General features: G+C 62.5%; 12 protein-coding genes. 2 read left to right on the forward strand and 10 right to left on the reverse strand.

Annotated features, from left to right (window positions below; genetic code table 11):
• Positions 1–6: 6 nt before the first annotated feature.
• The 5 genes from AC1AXT_RS05345 to AC1AXT_RS05365 form a co-directional block, all read right to left on the reverse strand.
• Positions 7–4,809, reverse strand: a complete 4,803-nt coding sequence (locus tag AC1AXT_RS05345) for a SpaA isopeptide-forming pilin-related protein (protein WP_476541353.1) — start codon at positions 4,807–4,809, stop codon at positions 7–9.
• Positions 4,810–6,060: 1,251 nt separating this feature from the next.
• Positions 6,061–7,320, reverse strand: coding sequence for a galactokinase (gene galK, locus AC1AXT_RS05350; protein ID WP_476541354.1), 1,260 nt, complete (start codon positions 7,318–7,320; stop codon positions 6,061–6,063).
• A gap of 132 nt (positions 7,321–7,452) precedes the next feature.
• On the reverse strand, positions 7,453–8,724 hold the full coding sequence (galT, locus tag AC1AXT_RS05355) for a galactose-1-phosphate uridylyltransferase (RefSeq protein WP_476541356.1): 1,272 nt from the start codon (positions 8,722–8,724) through the stop codon (positions 7,453–7,455).
• A gap of 210 nt (positions 8,725–8,934) precedes the next feature.
• Positions 8,935–10,203, reverse strand: a complete 1,269-nt coding sequence (locus AC1AXT_RS05360; protein WP_476541358.1) for a HipA family kinase — start codon at positions 10,201–10,203, stop codon at positions 8,935–8,937.
• Between the two features lie 367 nt (positions 10,204–10,570).
• Complete coding sequence (locus AC1AXT_RS05365) at positions 10,571–11,470, reverse strand: polyprenol monophosphomannose synthase (RefSeq protein ID WP_476541360.1); 900 nt, start codon at positions 11,468–11,470, stop codon at positions 10,571–10,573.
• Positions 11,471–11,918: 448 nt separating this feature from the next.
• On the opposite strand from AC1AXT_RS05365, the gene AC1AXT_RS05370 reads away from it, so the two are divergent.
• Entirely contained in the window at positions 11,919–13,067 is a 1,149-nt protein-coding gene (locus AC1AXT_RS05370; RefSeq protein ID WP_476541362.1) for a quinone-dependent dihydroorotate dehydrogenase, read from the forward strand.
• A 128-nt stretch (positions 13,068–13,195) separates the two neighbouring features.
• Here AC1AXT_RS05370 and AC1AXT_RS05375 read toward each other — a convergent pair whose 3' ends face one another.
• Positions 13,196–14,284, reverse strand: coding sequence for an iron-containing alcohol dehydrogenase family protein (locus AC1AXT_RS05375; RefSeq protein ID WP_476541364.1), 1,089 nt, complete (start codon positions 14,282–14,284; stop codon positions 13,196–13,198).
• Positions 14,285–14,897: 613 nt separating this feature from the next.
• Between AC1AXT_RS05375 and AC1AXT_RS05380 the strand changes: the two genes are divergently transcribed.
• Positions 14,898–15,734, forward strand: coding sequence for a DeoR/GlpR family DNA-binding transcription regulator (locus AC1AXT_RS05380; protein ID WP_476541366.1), 837 nt, complete (start codon positions 14,898–14,900; stop codon positions 15,732–15,734).
• Between the two features lie 62 nt (positions 15,735–15,796).
• Here the strand turns inward: AC1AXT_RS05380 and AC1AXT_RS05385 are convergent, their stop codons facing one another.
• The 4 genes from AC1AXT_RS05385 to AC1AXT_RS05400 all read right to left on the reverse strand — a co-directional run bounded on the left by AC1AXT_RS05385 (position 15,797) and on the right by AC1AXT_RS05400 (position 20,992).
• Complete coding sequence (locus AC1AXT_RS05385) at positions 15,797–18,031, reverse strand: transglycosylase domain-containing protein (protein ID WP_476541368.1); 2,235 nt, start codon at positions 18,029–18,031, stop codon at positions 15,797–15,799.
• A 93-nt stretch (positions 18,032–18,124) separates the two neighbouring features.
• The gene (locus AC1AXT_RS05390) at positions 18,125–18,826 is read right to left on the reverse strand and encodes a Crp/Fnr family transcriptional regulator (protein WP_476562935.1); all 702 of its coding nucleotides are present in this window, start codon (positions 18,824–18,826) and stop codon (positions 18,125–18,127) included.
• 28 nt (positions 18,827–18,854) lie between these two features.
• Positions 18,855–20,081 carry a lipoate--protein ligase family protein gene (locus AC1AXT_RS05395; RefSeq protein WP_476541371.1) on the reverse strand — a complete coding sequence of 409 codons (1,227 nt, stop codon included), beginning with the start codon at positions 20,079–20,081 and terminating at the stop codon, positions 18,855–18,857.
• A 2-nt stretch (positions 20,082–20,083) separates the two neighbouring features.
• Positions 20,084–20,992, reverse strand: a complete 909-nt coding sequence (locus tag AC1AXT_RS05400; protein ID WP_476541423.1) for a TM2 domain-containing protein — start codon at positions 20,990–20,992, stop codon at positions 20,084–20,086.
• Between the last annotated feature and the right edge of the window lie 201 nt (positions 20,993–21,193).

Below are 21,193 nucleotides of genomic sequence, written 5' to 3' on the forward strand. Positions count from 1 at the left end.
AATCCGTCACCCCATCGCAATCACGCGAGAACCGACCTTATGCCGAGCCTCCTTCTTATGCCGCATCCGCTGCGCCTTATGCCGCGGAACGCCGCCGGAAGCGCCGCCACCCGAGCCACCGGACGAACCGCATCCACCAGCAGCCACCGCCCTCGCCGGCGGCGCGACGTTCTCGCTCACCTTGTAGAGCAGCCCAATCGAGTACGCGATGGCAGCAAGCCCCATCAGCTTCACCCACAGCGGTATGTCGAACCCGCCCGCCGATGGCAGCGTCACCGCGGCATCGTCCTTCGGATCGTGCACAGGGAACGTATAGACGCCGTTTTCCTTGGTAATCTCGGTGCCGTCAATCGTGAACGCACCGTTGATAACAACCGTCCAGCTGGTGGTGTCGCCCAGTTTGTATCCGCTGGGCGGCGTCTTCTCAGTGAGCGTGTACGTTCCCGTCTCGAGATTGTTGAACGTCGCCAGACCGTCCGACCCGGTCGTCAGGCACTGTTCCGTCGCGCCGTCCGGCGTCGACTTGAGGCAGAATTCCGCGCCTTCCAGCACCGTGGTCACGCTGTCAGCATCGACTTTCTTCACCGAGAACCCATGCGTCACCTTGTCGTTCTCCAACAGATACGAACCCTCCTCCAGCGGATCGGCTTTGAGTCCAGTCACCGTCCCCTGATAGCCGGTCAGGTTGCGTTCTGCATCATATTGCGCGGCAATGGTGACCGGATATTCGTTGGTATCGCGTACGTAGCCATCGGGAGCTTCGAATTCCCACAGCACGTAATTGCCGGCTTCCACCGATTCAAAGTCGACGGTACCGTCCGGCGCAGTTGTCAGGCACGTTGCGTTCGCAATGTCCGTAGCGCTGATATCGGCTTTGCGCAGGCAGATCGTCGCGCCTTCAAGACCCCCTTCCTGCGTACCAGCGCCGGTTTCGACCTTGCGCACCGCCAACGAACCTTTCGCATTGGCGAACCGCATCGTGGCGCCAATCAGCCATTTATTGGCGCCGGTATCACCGAAATCGGACGGAATATTGAACAAGATTGGCGTCGAATCCAGCACATACCCGGTTGGTGCCGACGTCTCAATAAGGACATAGTCAGTGTCGCGGAAGAGGTGCGGCGAGTCGGGCACCAAACAGTTATGCCCCTCGTACGTCAACGTTCCGTCACCGTTTTCGTCAGTGCAGCCAGGGCTCGGCGGGTTGCCGATGACCAGCACGCCGTCATCGCCCGTCGTAGCGCTGCCAAGTGGGGAACCCGTCGGGCTCCCATCCGCGCTAGCCAAGTACAGTTCGAATGTCGCGTTCGACAATCCCTTGAGCACGTTGCCCGCTTCGTACTTGAGCAGCTTGATCCACTTGAGTTCGGCCGAACCTTCCTCGGACGACGTCACCGCCACGCCCTGTCGGCTATCACTCGATTCGTAGCCGGTAATCGAAGCGGTGTTGGAGAACGACATATGGGTTGGATCGTATTCGTTTTCGCCAATCAGTCGCGCAAGGTAGCGAATCGTGACGTGCGTGGAGTCCGGCACGGTAAAACGGATATTCGTCCCGTCAACGCCAATCGATGACTGGGCGATCAACGAGTCGCCGGTATCATAGTCCACAATCGTCACTGACGTTGGATCGAACCGCAGATTCGAGGTCATTTCATCATAGATATCGATTCTTCCGGTACGCCCAACCGTCACCTTATTCGGGTTGATATCGAGGGTATACCAGATTTCACGCCGCATTGCGTTCCTAATATCGGACTCTTTCGTCAGAGGCACTTCCTGGAACGTGAAGTCCACGCTCGTCGTCACGGTGCCGCCCGTCGTCGACATCGAGGCCGAGTTACCGAACGATCCAACGAAATTCTGGTTGTCGGAAGCCAGATCGCGGATGCTCGCGAGCGCGTCATCATCAATCGGCACCAACGCGTACACATACCCAACGTACTCGCCGCCACCCGTCGGCCAGTAGCGGTCACTTGTTCCGGTATATTCCGGGAAGTTCAGACGCACGTCGCCGTTGCTGGCAACCACTGCGTCCGCCATTTGCGATGTCGTCAATGTGTTCTGCCCTGTCACGGACAGCGAGTCGCCGCTGCCGCTGAATGAATATGCCTGCTTGAGATTGTTCGGCATATTCCATTCATCATTGAAGTCATCCACTGTCAGCACCTTAAACAACGTCGAGTCGAATGAATCGGTGACGGTGCTACCACCCGCCGGGATGAGGTGCTTGTTGACCATCACGCGGAAGTACCAGACTGTGTCATACGTCTTGCCGTTCTTGTCGGTAATCGACGCCCCATCGGCCGGCTCCGTCCCGGATGCGGGCGCCCCGCTGGACGTCGCCAGCGTCTTGATTAGCGGCGTCACTTCATAGCCGAAATCAGTGGTAGCCTGCGGGTGTCCGTCAATGCTGTTCGTCATCGTCAACGTATAGTCGTCTGAGTTGGCAGCGGCCTGCACGAGCCTTTCCAAAGCATCCTCGTTCTTCACCTTGATAGCGACGATGAAGCCTTTGTATGCCGTGTTGTTGTAGTCCCATGTGCTATTGGACCAGATTGTGTCGTCGGCTCCGGGAATCGTCACGCACACGGCGTTGCCGCACTCGACGATCTTGCCGGAGTTATAGGAGCCATCCCATGACGTGTAGACCCCCTTGCTCACGCTGCCATCGTCATCGAACATGTAGATGTTCGACGCGGCGTTAGATTCGAATACCAGATCAAAGTCGTTCCATGAAATCGACGTGCCGTCGGGGCCGGTGATGATGTCAGTCAGCGTCACATCGCCGTCGGCGAGCATTTCATTCGATGCCATCACCTTGAAGTACCACATCGGCATGCCGTCGCTAGCGGTTCCAGCAGGCAATGCCGACGTCACTGTATTGCCGGACGCGTCCGACAGCGTCTTCTGCACGCCGTCCAGCGTGGGCGTATCCTCATCGACGGTCACCGTAGCATCTGCAGTCTTCGTAACGGTGTCGCCATCCTCCGGTGTGACTGCGACTGAAACGTTGTTCTTATGCTTCTGCTCATATTCCGATGAAGCAAGGGTGACCCAGTCTTCATTCATGTCCGTTGTCACTTCAATCGTGACGGTCTTCCCAGCGGCTTTTTCAATGCCGCCGTCGGTCAGCGTAATGACGAACCCGGTAACCGTACCATTCGAACCGACCGTCGCATAGAGGTAATCGGAACCGTAATTGAGCGTCCTATCTCCGATTTTTACGATAGGGGTGCCCCTCAGGCTATCAAAATATTGCGTACTGCTCAGCCAGATATTCGGCAAATTCTCAGTGATCGTAACGGCATCTACATAATCTTCTGGGATATCGGCAGTGATGACCCAGTCGACCGTCGACTTGTCGTCGCTGAGCGTGCCGGTCTTCGTCGGTTCCGGGAAGGCGACGGTACTGTCGACGGTGATCGTCGATTCATGATAGTCCCATTTCGTCGTCACCGTGTTCGTCGCCGTCGTCGAGCCGATGATGCCGTTAGTATCCAGCGTGGTCGTGTACGAGAAGTCGTACTGGTAGTTGCCGTCGCCGGACGGGACGGTGTAGGTGAACGTCTTGTCGTTCGCCGTGTCGTTGACGCCGACTTGCGCCCATGTCAGGTTGTCGGTACGCACGACGTTCCCGTTGCCGTCGGCGACGGTGACGGTGACACCGGTACCGGAGAAATTGCCGTCGGTCAGCGTGTCGGTGATGGTCGAGCCTTTCAGCGAAACCTGCTTCTGGCTGTTCGCCGTCATCGACCAGGTGATTGTCTGCACGGTGCCGTTCGTACTCGTCACGGAACCGGTCTTCGAGACGGTCGAATCGATGTTGACGTTCGGCAGCGGCGTCGGAATCAGTTCTTCACGGTCGATATCCTTGCCCTCGTAACTGAGCGTGTTGGTATTGGCGTTCAGTACGGCCTGCACGGCGTTATAGTCGTCGCCGGCTTTTCTGACAGCCTCCATGAACTTCTCCGGATCGATGACGGCGTCATAGGTGAGCGTGACCGACTCGTTGTTCGCGAGCTTGTCGACGGTGCAGTCGATTGTCGACGACGTTGTCGAGCAGTTCGCCCTCGAGTTGCTCGGCGTGCTCACCTGCAGCGAGCTCTGGTCAAAGGTGAGCAGGCTGCTGTCGAAGTTCATGACGTCGTGGATTTTGATGTTCTCGTTCGCATTCGAACTGGTGACGGTGACGGTGTAGGTGATGCGGCCGGTCTCGGCGTTGAAACTGGCGTTCTTCGAACCGTTCAGGTCGTGGTCGACCGGCACGAATTCAACGGTTTTGCCGCCGGGCATGACAATCGACGCCTTATCGTCGGACAGGTCGAATGACCACCTAATGTGGAACTGGGCTTCGTTGGACAAATCCCAGTCATCATAGTACGGGTCGTTGGCATTGATATTGACTTCAATGACGTATGAATCGTCCGGCTGCCTCACGAATCGCCAAGTGCTTCCATTAAGAGTATTGCCGGAAACGGTGAGCTTCAGGTCATGAAGTGTCCCGTCATTGACAGGGATAAAGCCCGCAGGCAACGCAAACACCATCGTCGAGCCGTTCTCGAACTGGTAGTCGGCGCTTTCGGCGAACGCGAAGTCCATTGTGACCGCTTCGCCGGGCACGAACGTAAACGAACCGCCATTGGACAGGTCCTGGCCGTTGACAGTAATCGACGTCAGCGTATTCGCCAGGTTGCTTGTGCGCTCAATCTCGTCGGCAAAGGCTCGCGGCGTAGCGGTAACGCCGACGACGAGCACGGCAGTAGTGACAAGCGCAACGACTTTGCTCCACACGGCCCGCACCGGCACGTCGGTCGCGCCGTGGCGCGGCCCGCGGTGCGGCGTGAGGTGGATAACTCGGCGGGAATGCCTACCCCCCCCCGTCACGAATCGGAGGAATGCACCGGCTCCACTCCCACGGCTGGCACCATGGGAACGCCTGTGCGAATAGGCATGCTTGCGTACGGAATCGTATGCCGACCGGCCTGCCGGAGCAGCCTTATGGTCTCCGCCATTGCGGCGGTTTGCGGCGGAATGCCGCGCGTTGTGCTCGCCCATGAGCCAACCTCCCCCGTGTACGGGATGGCAAGCCGGACTTTCACGGTACCGCGCCCTTCACGCGTCCTCCAGACCCCGAGCTTATTCTCTAAACAACGCCAAGACTGCCACACCTCTCACAGCCAAAAGCGCCTTCGCTCCGGGCGTACCGCGGAAGCCCCTTCCCTTGAGCTAACCATCCACAGCAAGGTTTTGTTTTATTGATTCACCATCTTTGCATCTTCACGAAAAACACGCAAATTCAAATCTCGAAACTCGCCATATTTAGACATTCTGCCCAAGGACACCATCCCACGAGGACGCCACCCCCGCTGGCGCCCGCCGCTGAAATATGCAAACGCGAAAGCGTTTGCGGCCTTGTTCGGGGGTCGCTGAGAGCAAGCCGAAGGCGCAGCTCGAAGCGGGGGGTGGTCAGCCCAAGCCGCTTCGCAGACAATGCGAATGCTCGCCGGAGGGCTTAACGCCCTCCACCTCGCATTCGCGCAAACTCGGCTTCGCCGGTTTGCGACCACCCCCCGCTTCGCCATCGCCTTCGGCTCGGCTCAGCGACCCCCGCCAGCGGGGGTGGCATGCTCGGACGGCATAAAACAAAAGCTCCCGGCCAGGAAAAGCCGGGAGCAATCGAAAAATCTTGAATAAAAAAACTACATCGCCATCGCGAGAATGCGGATCAGCACGCCGGAAAGCGTTACCGCTCCTGCGGCAGCCGCCGCGCCAACCACTCCGCCGATGACCTTCGTCATTTCGTTCATCGTTACCACGCTCCTCACATCATCGTGAACAACTGTTTGCCGTTCGTCCGGTGGCGGGCGAGTGCCTCTCTTGTCGCTCCTACCGTCCAAAGTTACTGGATTAACAAACGCCGTTTTTCTTTTATTCCGTACTGTTTCGCCGGCCGCCGCTGCTTCGTCGCAACGTCGCGCCAACGGTCTTAATTAAACCAGATTTTCCCCGGTCCAGCAACGCTTTTCCACATGCTGGCCGGGGAAAAATCTTGAATTTTCACTGCACGCGTTCCGCCGCGGCCGCCGGGTACGCCGGCAGCGCGCGCGGGGCGCGGAAGCCCTGCGCCTCGAACTCGTCGGCGATGGCCTGCGCGACCTCGCGGGCGCGGCCCTTGTCGACGATCGCGATGATCGAGCCGCCGAAACCGCCGCCGGTCATGCGGGCGCCGTACGCACCCATCGAACGTGCGGTGGCGACGGCGACGTCGAGTTCCGGAACGGTGACCTCGTAGTCGACGCGCAGCGAATCTCCCGACGCGTTGATCAGCTTGCCGGCGCGCTGGATGTCGCCGGCCGCGAACGCCGCAACGAAATCGTCGACGCGGCCGATTTCGCCGATGACGTGCCGCACGCGCTTCTTCATCGTCTCGTCCGGCAGCTGCTCCAGCACCGCCGCAAGCTTCTCGCTGCGTTCCTCGGCGCTCTCGCAGGCGTTGACCTCGTCCGCAATCTCCCGCAGATTCGCCACGCCGAGCAGCTTCGCCGCATCCTCGCACATCGCGCGGCGCTGCGCGTATTTGCCGTCGTTGAGCTGGTGCGGCGCGCAGGTGTCGAGCACGAGCAGCTCCAGGCCGAACTTGCCGAAATCGACCGGCTCCTGCTCGACGCTTTCCATCGCCGTCAGCCCCGGGCGGCAGTCGAGGCGGATTGCGCAGCCGGAGGCGCAGCGCATCGAAGCGCTCTGGTCCATGCCGCCGGTGGAAGCGCCGGCCATGTCGTTTTCCGAGCGGATCGCCGCCGAAATCAGCGTGACGCGCCCCTCGTCGGACCCGCCGTAGCCCAGACCGAACGCTTCGTCGAGCGCGAGCGCCGTCGAACAGGTCATCGCCGCCGACGAGCTCAGGCCGGAGCCCAGCGGCACGCAGGACGAGAACGCGGCGTCGAATCCGCGCACCTCGTCGAAGCCCATCTCGCGCATCGCCCACGCGACGCCGGCCGGATACGCCGCCCAGCCGTCGACGTCGCCGGCGGCGAGCCCCGCCAGGTCGAGTTCCTCGACGTCCTGCGGCTTGACGTCGCTGACGAGCCGCACCTTCGTGTCGGAACGCGGCCGCAGCGCGATGTACGTGCGGTGCGGCAGCGCGATCGGCAGGCACAGCCCCGCGTTGTAGTCGGTATGCTCGCCGATGAGATTCACGCGGCCCGGCGCCGCCCACACCCCCATCGGCTCCTCGCCGAACGTCGCGGCGAACAGCGCCGTCGCCTTTTCGGCGCCCTGCGCATCGGTCATCGGTTCAATGAATTCCACCTGAGACATCGTCATCTCCTTGCAGCTTCTTGCAGGTTGCTTTTGCGTTGTTCTTGCGTTGCTTCGTCGCTTTTCGCTTCGTCGCGTTTGCCGTTGCTTGCTGTCACTCACTCTACGCCGCGAGCGCCGCGCGGGCCGCCGCTACGCGATGTCGACCGGCCCAAGCTCGTGGAAGCGGGCGGCGATCAGTTCCGGCGTCGTGTCGGAAACCCACGCAGCCATGCCACTTTCCGAACCGGCGAGGTACTTGATCTTGTTCGCGGCGCGGCGGAACGAGAAGAACTGGAGGTTCAGCCGGTAGTTCTCGCGGCGCGGATCGTGCACCGGCGCCTGGTGCCATGCGGCGATGTACGGAAGGTCCATGCCCTTGCCGTCGCCCTTGTCGAAGAACGCGTTGCCGCGCTTGAGCAGCGCCGAGTACATTTCCGCAAGGTCCCAGCGTTCCTGGTCGTCGAGCTGGTCGAGCGTCAGGATGCCGTCGCGCACCGGCTGCACGTGCACTTCCAGCGGCCAGCGGGCCGCCGCCGGCACGTACGCAACCCAGCTATGGTTGCGCATCACGACGCGTTCGCGCGCCTCGATTTCGCCGGCGAGGATGTCGCGCAGCAGATTGCCGCCGGTGCGTTCGTGGTACGCTTCGGTGTGCTTGAGTTCCGTTTCCAGCTTCGGCGCGATGAACGGATACGCATAGATCTGGCCGTGCGGATGCGCCAGCGACACGCCGATTTCCGCGCCGTGGTTCTCGAACGGGAACACCTGCTCGATGCCGGGAATGGCCGAGATTTCGGCGGTGCGGAACGCCCACGCCTCGACCACCGTACGCAGGCGGCGCACCGGAAGGTCCGCCGGCAGGCCGTCTTCGTTCGGATCGAAGCAGATCACCTCGCAGCGGCCGGCAGCGGGCCGCTGCAGCCACAGCGGGTTGCCGTCGACGTAGGTGGTTTCGTCGATCGGTTCGCCGGGAACCTGCACCATCGACGGGAAGCGGTTTTCGAACACGACGACGTCGTAGTCGCTGTCCGGCACCTCGCCGTCCTGGTAGGGGTCGCCGGGCTTGCGCGCGGCGAGCGGGTTGCCCTTCGCCGTCGCGCCGGGGCCGGCGGTGATCGGGCGGTTCATGCGGGCCGTCGCCATCGGGATCCAGTCGCCGGTCAGGGGGTCGCGGCGCATCTGCGGGGCCGCGTACTTCACTTCCAGGCCGTCGGCGTCCAGATGCGGCGCGAAGCGGTATCCAAGATTGCGCGGATCGTGCAGTTCGCGGGTCTTGGCGCCGGAAACGTACTCGGCGGTGTCGTCGAGGTAGAAGAAGTCGCGGCCGTCGTCCAGCGTCGTCGGCGTGATGCGGATGTTCTCGCGCGCATACTCCCCCGGTTCGTAGGAACCAAGCTGCGGCTGCGTATCCTGGCTGGTCATCTTGCTCTCCCTTTCCGGCGCTTCGGTGCGCCCGCCGTAAGCGGTTCCGCTGGAACCGCGGGCAATCTTAAACAAAAGGCTTCATCCATTCGTTCGTTTTTGTGGACGAATGTTATTTTCTGTTACCTATTATGTTAAGTTTCGAACGCGACGACGCAACCTCGGCGTGTCTTTTCGCACTGCCAGCCGGAGGCCTGGCAACAGAAACCGTTATGCTTCCTGCTGGCGGAGCTTCGCTTCGTTGGCGACGGCGGGATTGTCGGCGAGCGCTTCCTCGGCGACGGTGTCGAGGGTCTTGTTCAGCTCGTCCTCGTCGACGACGGGAATCGACAGGAGTTTGCGGGCCGCGTCATGGATGTACCGGTTGATGGCGTCGTTGCGCCCCGGCTCCATCGGATACGCGGAGTCCTCGTCGATATGCACGTCCAGGGCCTTGCGGAGCATGTCGTGCTGCTGCGGGCCCATGACGTAGGAAAGCTGGCGGGTATAGGACCCCCTGTAGTTCGCGGGCGACAGGCCGTCCAGAATATCCGGATTCCACTTGCCGGATTCCCAGTCCTCCTTCATGTCGCGGGCAAACAGGCTCATATTGTGGTCGAACAATGGCGCCGGGCCAAGCAGGCGGCCGGTAGCGTTGTCCCTCAGGAATCCGTGGTTGTTGGCATGCCGGTCGCGGTTGGCGATCAGCGCGTCGAACACGAACATGGTGCGCATGAACTGGCATTCCTCGTCACTGATGGCGCGCGCCGCGGCGAGCATGACGGGAAACGATGCCTTGCCGGTCGCCGCATAGAAGGGAACGAAGGAGACGTTCTTGCTGTTCATCAGCGGGCAGACGGACGCGAGCTTCCCCTTCCACCGCTCAAGCCGGTAATCGACGGCGTTGACGCCGATTTTCCGGGCAAGCTGCGATGCCATGAATTCGCTGTAGGGCTCCTTGCCAAGGTTGACGGCCCCGTCGGTGCCGCCTTTCCATAATTCCAGCCCGCGGTCCGTGTGCCGCCAGGCCTTGGGAAACTGTCCATCCGTCGTCCATTCGCTGGACAGGCCGATGTTGTGCTTCTCACTGGACGTATAGCCCGTATAGGCTACGATGGCAAGCGTTTCATCAAGCGGATTGTCGAACAGGTTGATGTCATCGAACGAGAGGCCCTCGCCTTGCCGCTCCACCCAGAACGCGTCATTGACGGACAGCGCCTTGCACAGATTGATGATGCCGAGAATGTCGTTCTCGTTCAGGCCGGCCTGGTAGAGCAGCTGCTGGGCGAATTGCCTGTTCTTTGGGATGGTACGCCGCTCAATCCACGAAGCGAGAGCGGCATCCGTCGGTTCAGGCGCCAGGGGAAACGGCAAACGGGTCAGCTGGGAGTCATCGGCCCACGTAATGGAGACCTTCAGGGACGCTTCGATGCCCTCGCTGTATGCGGCATCGAATTCAAGCAGCGTCGCATCTGCCAGATGCATCGTGTACGAAGTCATCGCACGTCCCTTTCATTGTTCTCTTGCGCCGTTCCATTGTGTTCCGCGCTGTCATTCTGTCGAACTGTCGAACTGTCGAACTGTCGAACTGTCGTTCTGCTTTTCCGCTTTTCCGCTTTTCTGCTTTTCTGCTTTTCTGCTGTTCTGCTGTTCTGCTGTTCTGTCATTCTGTCACACCGTCATACTGTTGCGCTGCCGGACTATCGATGATGGCTGGCGGTCGAGGCTTAAAACATGGCATCGGCCAGCATGTCGTAAGCACGACTAATCGGGAAAGCTCTTTTCAAAAAAAGAATCTCTTTTAAACGCTCCGGGCAGGACAGCGCGAACCGGCACCGCGGACGACGGCTCTATTTAGACGATAGCCCTACTTGCGGGAGAAAATGCGGGCGAAGCCCCAGCGGGTGACGCGGGTCATCGCCTCGCGCACGATGCCGCTGTCCATTTTGGAGGCGCCGCGCACGCGCTCGGGGAACACGATCGGCACTTCGGCGACGCGGCCGCCGGCGACGACCACGCGGCGGGTCATGTCGATCTGGAACACGTAGCCGTTGTCCTCGATGGTGTCGAGCGCCACGCGCTGCAGCATCGGCGCGCGGTAGACGCGGAAGCCGCTGGTCATGTCGCGCACCTTGAGGCCGAGCATGAAGCGCGCGTACGCCGAGCCGGCGCGCGAAATGAAGTCGCGGTACCACGGCCAGTCTTCGGTGGTGCCGCCGGCCACGCGCCGCGAACCGAGCACGAGGTCGACGTCGTCGTGCGCGTCCATGTATTCCAGCAGCCGCGCGAGGTCCTCCGGCCGGTGCGAGCCGTCCATGTCCATTTCGCAGATCAGCCCGTAGCCGCGCTCGAGCGCCCAGTTGAAGCCGTCCACGTACGCCGAGCCGAGGCCGAGCTTGCCGGCGCGGTGCAGCACATGCAGCTGCGAGCCGTTCGTGCACGAGTTGAGCCGGTTGGCGATCGCCAGGTCCGCGGTGGGCACCGACGCGTCGGACGTCTTCTCCGAACGCCGCGCCACCTTCCAGCCGTTGCGGGCAACGCTATCGTCGCCCTCCGGCACCGCCCGCGGCTCCACGACGCCGACGGACGGCGCCGCGCACGTCACCGACGAAATGACGTCCGCGAGTTCGCCGGTGCCGTCCGGCGAGTTGTCGTCGACGATCAGCACGTCCACGCCCGGATTGCGCGCGAACAGGTCGCCGAGCGTCGGCTCGAGATTCTCGCGCTCGTTGTATGTCGGCATCACCACGCACACCCGCGTCTTCATTCGCCCCTCGTTTCCGTCGCCTTCGGGTTCCCCGGGAACCGGTTTGGCTGGCCAGTTCGCCGGAAGCGCCGCACCGCCCAGCCGCAGCCAGGCCATTGCCGTTCCACCGGCAGGAAGCCGCCCGGACCGGCAGACCGTAACCGGCCGATTCCCTGCCGACCGGCTTCCCGCCACCCGTTTTCTGTACTTACTTTCTCACGTACCATATTCTTTTGCCACGTTTCCGCCATTCTTTTTCCTCCAGCGTGGCCGAGGAATGGCGAATCCGGCGCTCCGTCCGCCATCCCGTCCTCCCGTCCGTCGGCTCCGGCATCCCTGAAAAGGGCAAGCTGGAGGCACTCCCGCGCCAGGCCGCCTTCGTCCGGCATGCGGCCGCCGCGCGCCCAGCCTCCCGCACAATCCGAAAGAAAACGAGCGCCGACGGCCAAAGCATGGCAGAATAGCTACTATGAACTACGTTTCCGAGAATTTCCTGCGCGATTCCATCAACAAGGCGTCCACGGACCTGTTCACGTTCGCCTACAAGCATGTGGTCAAGCCGTATTTCGTGTTCAACCACACGCCCGACATCGCCCACGACCAGATGATCGAATTCTGCAAGGTCACGCGCCGCATCCCCCCGCTGATGTGGGCGTTGCGCGCGTTCCTCGACTACTCCGACCCCATTCTGGAAACGAACGTCATGGGTCTGAACTTCACGAACCCGTTCGGCCTGTCCGCCGGCCTCGACAAGAGCTGCGACATGCCGGTGCTGCTCGACCATATCGGCTTCGGCTTCGAAACGGTCGGCTCGACGACGGCTCGCCCGTGCGCCGGCAACCCGCGCCCGTGGTTCCACCGCCTGCCTGAATACGACTCGATGATGGTGCACGTCGGCTTGGCCAACGACGGTTCCGACGTCGTCATCGAACGCGTCGAGGACGCCTGGAAAGCCTCGAAGTACATGCAGATGTCGGTTTCGATCGCCCGCACGAACGATTCGCTCGTCGGCGGCCTCGACGAAGGCATCGAGGACTACTGCATCTCGATGCGCCGCGCCGCCGGCCGTTCCGCGATGATCGAAGTGAACATTTCCTGCCCGAACACCACGGTCGGCGAGCCGTTCAACGAAAGCCCGGAAGCGCTCGACAAGCTGTTCACCGAGCTGGACAAGATCGACCGTCCGCAGCCGGTGCTCGTCAAGATGCCGCTGAACAAGAGCTGGGGCGAGTTTAAGGAGCTCATCGACGTGCTCGCCGACCATAACGTGCAGGGCCTGAGCATTGCGAACCTGCAGAAGGACCGCACCGGCATGGAGATTCCGAAGGACTGGCTCGGCGGCCTGTCCGGCGGCCCGTGCACCGTCGCAAGCACCGACGTCATCCGCCGCGTCTACCAGGAGTACGGCGACCGGTTCGCCATCGCCGGCATTGGCGGCGTCTTCACGCCCGAGCAGGCCTACGCCAAGATCCGCGCCGGTTCGTCGCTGGTCATGTTCGTTTCCGCCCTGATGTACCGCGGCCCGCAAACGATTACCGTCCTCAAGCGCGGCCTCGCCGAACTGCTGCGCCGCGACGGTTTCACGAGCGTTTCCCAAGCCGTCGGCGTCGACGCCTAGCGTTCCGCTTCCGTTTGCAAACGACAAAAGCCGCCCCGGAAATCTTGGCTATATATACGTATATATAAACGAGATTTCCGGGGCGGCTTTCGAAAACCCTATGGAAGCGTTGGTGTCATCAGCGTGCCTTACGCGGCAAGCTGTGGGAACGCCTCCACTTCATGCATCGCGTCGACGAGCATCTCGACGGTGACGTCGGGAACCGCCATATGGAAGAACGTGGAGGGGTCGGCTACGAGTTCCGCAACCTTGCGAACGTTCTCATCGGAGAACTCCAGACCCATCTGCTTGAACGAATGCGGCAGCCCGACCGCGTCGAAGAACGGCAGCAGCCGCTCGGCTTCGTCGCGCTTGCCTTCGCACACGAGCTGCACGAGCACGCCGTACGCCACCTTTTCGCCGTGCATCGTCGCGTCCGAACCCTTCAGATGCGTCAGCGCGTTGTGCACGGCGTGGGCTCCGGACTCGCGCGCCCGCACGCCGCCGAAGCCGCCGACGGTTCCGGCGAGGCCGATGATCGTGTCGATCAGCATCTTGACGTGTTTGCTGTCGTAGCGCCCGGCCTTGAGGTCGGCCAGCGCCGGCTCGCTTTCGGCAAGCAGATTGTCGCGAACGAGTTCCGCGCCGCGCATCGACATCTGGTCGAACGCCGTCAGTTCCCCGGCGAGCGCGAACACCGGCGCGCTTTCGTAATACTTGGCGAGCGTGTCGCCGATGCCGCCGACCATTTTCTCGACCGGGGCGCGGGCGATCAGCGCCGGGTCGACGAGCAGCAGCGTGCTGTTGCGCGGGTGCATCGGCGCGCCGACGAACGCATGGTCGTCGGTATAGTTCACCGAGCAGGCCGAGTACGGCGCGCAGGCGCACGACAGCGTCGGCACGATGACCAAGTCGATGTCCAGGAACGCGGCGACGTTCTTCGCGGTGTCGCCGAGCTTGCCGGCGCCGATGGCGATGACCGCGTCGGCTCCCATTTCCTTGACCTGTTCGGCCAGTTCGCGGGCGTTGCGTTCGCTGGACGTGCCGTCGTAGCGCAGCACCGGCGCGAAGAACTCGCCGCCATAGTCAAGGTACGCCTGCGCCGACTTGACGCCGGTCAGGATCACCGGATTCCTGTAGTCGCTTACGTAATCTTGAACATGCTTGGCTACTCCGGCTTCGGAAACGTACCTGTTGGGGCCCGGCCGCACGTCGGTATCGCGAACATTCGTCGCCATGGGGGATCATCTCGATTCTTGGGAAAGTCGCAACTGTTGGACGAGATATTAAGCACTGTCGCATAAACCCCCACGTTACGTCTCAAATACCGAACATTTTCCCAAGACGCTCCTCCCACCCCCGCTTACACCCCCCTCCACCTACCCCCCTCCACATTCCAGTCGCTCACGCCCCGCCCCCGACCGGAAAATAGATCGTGCAATACATTTCAGTCGCCGACCAACTGTCACCGACTGGAAAATAGATTTCTTGCCACACTCCAGTCACCTACGTCCCCAGCGACTGAACCATGCCAAGAAAAATACGTTCCAGTCGCTCACGACGTCTCACCGACTGAAACGTAGATTTTCGGCCACATTCCAGTCGGCTGCATCCCCACCGACTGGAAAATATATTTGGGAATACGTTCCAGTCGGTGAGGGGCGCCAGCGACTGGAAAGTAGATTTTGGGATACCTTCCAGTCGGTAAGGGGTTGCCAGCGACTGGAAAGTAGATTTTTGGATACGTTCCAGTCGCTTGGAGGCCCTCACCGACTGGAAAATAGATTGGGGACTACGTTCCAGCGGCGAGGCGGGTTCGCTTTGTGGGTGAATGTGTGCGATAATGTGCGTATGATTTCGTCACAACGTCAACACCTCATCGTGAGCAGGCTGCGTACGCGCGGAGCGGTGCGCATCACTGCGCTCTCCAAAGAGCTCGGCGTATCGGCGATGACCATTCGCCGCGATATCGCCGAGCTCGCCGACAAGGGCTTGCTCAAGCGCGTACACGGCGGCGCGGTATCCACCAGCACGCTGCTGAGCGAGCCGCTGTTCTCCGTCAAGTCGCAAATGGACATCGGGCTCAAGGACGCCATCGCCCAGGAAGCGATCAACCTCGTCTCCCCCGGCGACGTCATCGCCATCGGCGGCGGCACGACCGCCTATGTGTTCGCCCAGCATCTGCTCGAGTCGCAGCAGTCCAGCGGCATCACCATCCTCACCAACTCCATTCCGGTGGCCGAACTGGTGCAGGCGCTCGAATCGAAGGACGTCGAGGTCATCGTCACCGGCGGCGTCATCACCCGTTCGAACTCGCTGGTCGGCCCGATCGCCGACAAGGTCATCGCGAGCCTGCGCGTCAACACCGTGTTCCTCGGCACGCATTCGGTCTCGATTCCGCGCGGCTTCCTGATGCCGAACTCGCTGGAGGCGGCCACCGACATGGCGATGATGGACATCGCCGACCGCACGATCATCCTCACCGACCACACGAAGTGGAGCAGCACGTCGCTGTCGCTGTTCGCCCGCTTCGAGCAGGTCGACACCGTCATCACCGACGACGGCCTCGACCCGGATTCGGTGATGAAGACCCGCGACCTGGTCAAGGAGCTCATCCTCGCCAAGCAAGTCGACCCCGACGCCGGCGAACTCCCCGAACTCGCCGAAGACGAGGAACTCGTAGAGTAAACCCGGCCGGCGCCGCTGCGAACGCAACAGCCGCAGCGCCGCCGGCAATCTCAATCCGAGATTTATTGCGTCGTTGTCGACGTCGCCGACGAACTTGACGTCGAAGTCGACCCGGACGTCGACGTAGTCGTCTTCATGTATTTATCGACCGGCGTGCCGTAATCGTTGTCGATCGGCAGGTTCTTCGTGCTCGAGTACTTGTTGAGGAACTTCTTCCACGCCGGCGCCGCAATCGTGGAACCATCCCAGTACGAGTGGTACTGGCCGTTGATCGAGATGTTCGCAATCGGGTGGCCGGTCGGGTCCTGCACGTCGCCGACGAGCACGAACGTCGCGATCTGGTTCGGTATGAAGCCGCCGGTCGTCACGTACATGTCCTCGTTCGTACCGGTCTTCGCGAACGTCTTGCGGTTGTTGTCGAGCTGCGCGACGGTGGCGGCGCCGTCGGAACGCACGACGCCCTGGTTCATCGCGTACGCAACGGTCTGGATGATGTCCTTGTCGATGGCCTGGTGGCAGTTCGCGCTCGGAACGTCCAGCGACTTGCCGTCCGAATCGGTGACCGACTTGAGCGCGATCGGGGTGCATTCGACGCCGTTCGACGCAATCGTCGCGTACACGTTCGCCATCGTCAGCGGCGAGACCGCGGTGGTGCCGCCGATCAGCAGCGCCGGGTGCATCGACACCGAGCTGTACACGTCCTCCTGCCCGATGGCGGAGTTATGGTAGCCCATCGCCTTCGCCGCGTCCGCCACCGCGCACAGGCCGATCTTGGCGCCGAGCGACGCCATCGTCGTGTTGTGCGAGTGGACGAGGCCGAGGAACGGGCTTTCCGGGCTGACGGTGCCGTTCGTCAACGCGTTCGTAACGTGCCATACGTCGGTGCCGCCGGTGTAGCCGGAGCAGGTGAACAGCGACGTCTTGAAATCGGTCGGGTTGATCAGCGGTTCGTTGATCGAGTGGCCTTGCTGCATCCAGGCGACGAGATTGATCGGCTTCCAGCTCGAACCGATCTGGAATCCGGAGCCGCCACCGTCGATCTGGTCTACGGCGTAGTTCATCGACGTCTTCGTTTGGTCGGTCGCCGCCGCTTCGGTGGCGTCGTAGGTCCGGTTGATGCCGAAGCCGAGCACTTCGCCGGTTCCCGGCTTGATCGACGCCATGACGATTTCCATCCCGCTGGAATCGTTTGCAGGGATGGTTTCGTTTGCAGTCTCCATCATTTCGGTGTTCGCGTCGATGTCCAGCGTCGTCACGATCTTCAGGCCGCCCTCTTGCAGCAGCTTCTCGCGTTCCTGCGCCGTCGCGCCGAACTCCTCGGAATTCTCGATTTTGTGCACGACATAGTCGCAGAAGAAGCCGGCATCGTACGACGCGGCCATGCAGCCGTGGCTGACATTCTGGATATCCAGCGTGTCGGCAATCGGCGTCGCCTTGTCCTTCGTGCACTCCTCCTGGCTGATGTAGCCCTGCTGGTACATCAGGTCGAGCACGATGTTGCGCTGTTCCTGCGCCGCTTTCTGGTTCGCCTCGATCGACGGGTCGTACTGCGACGGGTTCTTCGTGATCGACGCGATCGTCGCCGCCTGGATGACGGTGAGCTTGTCGGCGGTCGTGTTGAAGTAGCGTTCGGCCGCCGCCTGCACCCCGTACAGCGAGTTGGAGCCGAACTGCGCGATGTTCAGGTAGCCCTGCAGGATTTCCGCCTTCGAATACTTCTGTTCCAGCTGGGTCGCGATCAGCATTTCGCGCATCTTGCGCGCGATCGTGTCCTCAGTGGCATGGTATTCGGCAATCGGGTCGTCGTCTTCGCGCGCCTGCGTCGCCAGGATGTTCTTGACGTACTGCTGCGTCAGCGACGAACCGCCCTGCTGGTCGCCGGACTTGATGTACGTCTGCACGAACGCTCGGATCACGCCCTGCACGTCGACGCCGGAGTGTTCGAAGAAACGCTTGTCCTCCCTCGCGACGACGGCTTGCTGCATCGCCTTGGAAATCGATTTCAGCGGCACGACCTCGCGGTTCTGCGCATAGAATTCGGCGATGACCGTCGTGCCGTCCGACGCGTACATCGTCGATTTCTGCGGCAGGCTCGTCACGTCGAAGTCGATGCCCTCCACTTCCAGCGACGGCGACACCGCCTTGACGGCGGCGTTGGCGCCCAGCACGCCCGGAAGGAACAGCAGGCTCGTTACGGCGCCCCCGGCGATGCACAGCGTCAGGAACGCGAGGATCAGCGCGAGCACCCGGCGCGCAGACAGAGTTTTCTTCTTGGGAGTACTGGTGTTCTTGGGCATACGCTCCATTCTAAAGCGCACGCCCTACGGCACCTGCATTTCTCCATAGAGTTCTAACAAAAATCGCTCACCCCACGAGGGGTTCCGCAGCCGCTAGCGCTGGGAACGGCGGATCAGGGCGCCCGGCTGGTAGATGATGATCGTGCGGCCGCGGCGCGCGATCCATCCGCGGTTCGTGAAGTCGGTCAGCGCCTTGTTCACCGTCTCGCGCGAGGCGCCGACCAGCTGCGCCATCTCCTCCTGGGTCAGGTCGTGCGGCACTTCAAGACCGGCCTCGACCGGCCGCCCGAACCGCGTCGCCAGATCAATCAGCGTTTTCGCAAGACGCGCCGGCACGTCCTTGAACACAAGATCGGCGAAACGGTCGTTGTTGGCGCGCATGCGGTGGGCGAGCACCTGCAGCATGTCGACGGCGACGCCCGGGTACTCGTCAAGCCACGCGAACAGGGCGTCGCGTTCCAGCCACAGCACCTTCGTCGCGCACATCGCCACCGCGCTGGCCGTGCGCGGGCCGCCTTCGGGGTCGAATACCGGAATCTCGCCGAGCACTTCGCCGCGCGCATGGATTGACAGCAGCTGCACGCGCTTGTCCTGCGACACGCTGATGAGCTTCACGCGCCCCTCTTCAATGAGGTAGAGCCGGTGGTCGGTGTCGCCTTCGCGGAAAATATAGTCGCCTTTGCGCATGGCCGCGCTACGCATGTGCGGCAGCAGCTCCTGCGCCTGCTGCGGCGACACCTGCTTGAACAGGGCGGTATTGAGCAAAGGGTTGGGATCCATCGCACCTCCAGACATCCCGTCCATTCTATCGAAAACGAGTCCGTCAGCACAGGCAGAACTCGCGCAGCCCCTCCACCAGACCGGCCGCGATTTCGCTTCGGCTCAGCGAAGTCTGGCGGCACAGCGGGTCGACACGCCGCTTGGCGGACTTGACCGCCTTGTCGGCGAACTTCGCCGGCGACACGTTCAGCACCCGCGCCATTTTCTCGGCGTCGATATCGTAGGCGAGCGTCGTGTGGTGCAGCACCGCGGCGGAACCGACACGCCGCTCAGCCGCGCCGCCGATCTTGCCGTTCGGCGACACGATGTCGTTGAGTCCGCCGAAGCCGGCTTCGATCCCGAGGCGCCGCAGCGACCAGACCGCCCAGCCGTCGAGCAGCCGGAACGTGTCGGCGACGCTGAAGCCGGCGAGCGGCGCGGAGGGAACGTACAGCGAGTAGGTAATGGTGTTGCGCGGTTCGACGAACATCGCGCCGCCGCCGGTCGAGCGCCGCACGACGGCGAACCCTTCGGCCGCCGCGACGTCGGCGTGCACTTCGTTGCGCTCAGACTGGAAGCGCCCGATCACCACCGCCGGCGCCGCCCAATCCCAGATTCGCAGCGTCGCCCCGCGCTCCCCCCGCGCCACTTCCTGGCTCCACTCGTCCTCAACAGCCATCTGTTCCCGCGGCAACCGCGGCGAGTCCACCACCACTTCCAGCCCCGGATACACTCCCCTCCACCAACTCCGCACGACTTCTTCCGAAAGACCTGTATTCCCACCCCCGCTGGCGCCCGCCGCTGAAATATGCAAACGCGAGGAGCGTTTGCGGCCTTGTTCGGGGGTCGCTGAGCCGAAGGCGAAGCGGGGGGTGGTAACGTTTCCCGACCCCGCACTTTCGCCAGCATCCGCAGAATCTAAAGTCGCCCCAGAACTACAGAAATCTTCAGAAAATCCCCGCGAAGCCCCGTAATCTCGTTCCGCTGCCGCCCCCGCAGCGAATCTCCCAAACACCTCCTCCGCCGCCTGCGCAACGCACTCCGGGTCCGCGCCGACGAGCTCCCCCGAAGTCTCGTAGCAGCGGCGCACCACGCCGGCGAGCGCGGCGCTCCCCCAATCTCCCTTCAGAAAGGCGCCCGTCAGCGCCCGCTCGAGCGCGGCGACAGATTCAGCGTCGTCGACGAAAAAGTCGCCGTCGACGGACACGACGGCGCGACCCCCGGCGCCGTCAGCCAGCGTGAGCCGGATCATCTTGCCGCCGGGGGTCTTGCGTTCAGTGGATGCGCGCACCGTCAGTCTTTCAGTTCGACGCCCTTGCCGTCGCGGTGCCACTTGGAGCCGTAATCGGACGTGAGGATGAGCACGCCTTCGATAATGCCCCAGATTTCCGCCGCGACCGGTCCGACAATGACGATCCAGCCGAGCACCGTCAGCAGCAGCTGGGCGACGGCCTTGCCGTAGTTGCCGAGGTAGAAGTTGCCGACGCCGAGACCGCCAAGGAAAATGCTCAGCAGGCCGGCCGCCAGCTTGCTGCGCTGGGAATAGCCCGCGGGCACCGGCTGGCCGGTGGCGCTGTACACCGGCGTGCCGGCCGGCGCCGCGTACCCGGCTCCGGGCGCGCCGTACGCCGGAGCCGCACCGTATGCCGGGGCTGCGCCGTACGCAGCGGAATCCCCATAGGCCGGAGCCGTACCGTATGCCGGGGCTGCGCCGTAGGCGGCAGATTCCCCATAAGCCGGAGCCGCCCCGTAGGCAGCAGACTCCCCATAGGCCGGCGCCGCGCCATAGGCTCCCTGCCCGTACTGCTGGTCATACTGCGGCTGCTGCGCGTACTGAGATTCGGGCTGCGCATACTGCCCCGCTTCCGGCGCGTACTGCGGCGCCTCCTGAGCATACTGAGGCTCCGGCTGCGCATACTGGGACGCTTCCGGGGCGTACTGGGGCTGAGACTGCGGCTCGGCATACTGCGCAGTCTCCTGCGCGTACTGAGGTTCCGGCTGCGCGTACTGCGAGGTTTCCGGCGCATACTGCGGAGCCGGCTGCACGCTTTGCGGCGTCTCCGGCGCATAGGCCGGCTCGGCCTGCGGAGGAACCGGAACCCCCGCTGACGCCCCCGCTTCAGCTCCGGTTCCTCCGTCCTCGGCGTGTTGAGGAACCGGAACGGCGCCGGCTACTTCAACGACCGTTTCGGTCTCTTCCATATAAGCCGGTTCCGGCGCGCTCTGCACCGGTGCCGGCGGCTCGGAAGCATAGGACGGTGCTTCCGGCATAGCGGGCACCGCCGGAGCGGGCGGCTCCGGCGCGTAGGACGGCTGGGCGGCCGCATTCTCCGCAGCGGGCGGCACGGGGGTCGGCGGCATGGGTTCGGACGGATATGCAGGCTGATTGTTTGCGTCAGTCAT

The sequence above is a fragment of the Bifidobacterium sp. LH_450 genome, from assembly GCF_056356715.1.